The organism is Mesorhizobium loti CJ3sym, from assembly GCF_000472785.1.
Taxonomy (GTDB): Bacteria; Pseudomonadota; Alphaproteobacteria; order Rhizobiales; family Rhizobiaceae; genus Mesorhizobium; species Mesorhizobium loti_E.
Genome location: NZ_AXAL01000071.1, coordinates 1 through 1,259 on the forward strand (window position 1 = coordinate 1; position 1,259 = coordinate 1,259).

At 58.4% G+C, this 1,259-nt stretch carries 1 protein-coding gene and 1 pseudogene; both read left to right on the plus strand.

The window, feature by feature from the left end:
* Nucleotides 1-402 (plus strand): annotated as a pseudogene (locus tag A3A9_RS40880) (IS21 family transposase); the annotation flags it as partial.
* Nucleotides 392-1,204 (plus strand): IS21-like element helper ATPase IstB, encoded by an 813-nt coding sequence (istB, locus tag A3A9_RS0136465; protein ID WP_027062831.1) that lies wholly within the window; start codon nt 392-394, stop codon nt 1,202-1,204. The pseudogene A3A9_RS40880 and the gene istB, both read left to right, overlap by 11 nt.
* The last annotated feature ends 55 nt before the right edge of the window (nt 1,205-1,259 follow it).

Genomic DNA, 1,259 nt, shown 5'->3' on the forward strand with positions numbered 1-1,259 from the left:
CAGACGATCTATGACTGGCGGCACTATCTGGCTGTCGTTCAGCGCAAGCCAGGCGCCCTACGCAACGGAGCACCGTTTGCCGAACTTCCCGATGCATTCAGGTCGTTACAGCAGCATTTGCTCAAGAAGCCGGGCGGCGATCGCGAGATGGTCGAGATCCTGGCACTTGTGCTGCAACACGACGAGCAGGCCGTGCTCCTGGCCGTGGAGATGGCGTTGGAGGCCGGCGTTCCAACCAAAACCCATGTGCTGAACCTTCTCCATCGGCTCGTCGACGGCAAATCGCTCACGCCCCCGACCATCAGCGCTCCCCAGGCTTTGACGCTCACCAATGAGCCGAAAGCAAATGTCGAACGCTACGATGCTTTGAGGAAGGCCCTGGAGGTGCGCCATGCGTCATAACCCTGCCAGCGGCGCAATCGTCATCATGCTCCGGAGCCTGAAGATGCACGGCATGGCACAAGCTGTGGGCGAACTCACCGAACAGGGAGCGCCAGCGTTTGAAGCCGCCATTCCGATCCTGTCGCAACTGCTCAAGGCCGAGACGGCGGAACGTGAGGTCAGGTCGACAGCCTATCAGCTCAAGATCGCACGCTTTCCAGCCTATCGCGATCTCAACGGCTTTGACTTCGCCAGCAGCGAGATCAACGAGGCACTCGTGCGGCAGCTTCATCGCTGCGAATTCGTCGATGAGGCCCACAACATTGTGCTCGTCGGCGGCCCCGGCACAGGCAAAACCCATATTGCGACCGCCCTCGGCGTGCAGGCCATCGAGCATCATCACAAGCGGGTTCGGTTCTTCTCGACGGTCGAACTGGTCAATGCGCTGGAACAGGAGAAGGCACAGGGACGATCAGGCCAGATCGCCAATCGCCTCGTGCATTCCGATCTCGTCGTCCTGGACGAACTTGGCTATCTGCCGTTCAGCGCATCAGGTGGGGCATTGCTCTTCCATCTGCTGAGCAAACTCTACGAACGCACCAGCGTCATCATCACCACAAACCTCAGCTTCAGCGAGTGGGCGAGTGTCTTCGGCGATGCCAAGATGACGACCGCGCTTCTCGACAGGCTGACGCATCATTGCCACATCCTTGAAACCGGAAATGACAGCTTCCGCTTCAAGAACAGCTCTGCCCACGAACCCAAAAAAGCGAAGGAGAAAACCAGAACCTTGACCCTCAACCCCGAACCGAAACATACATGAAAGGCGGGTCAAATCTCGGTGGAAATGCCGGGTCAGTTCTCAGCGAAAATCAACA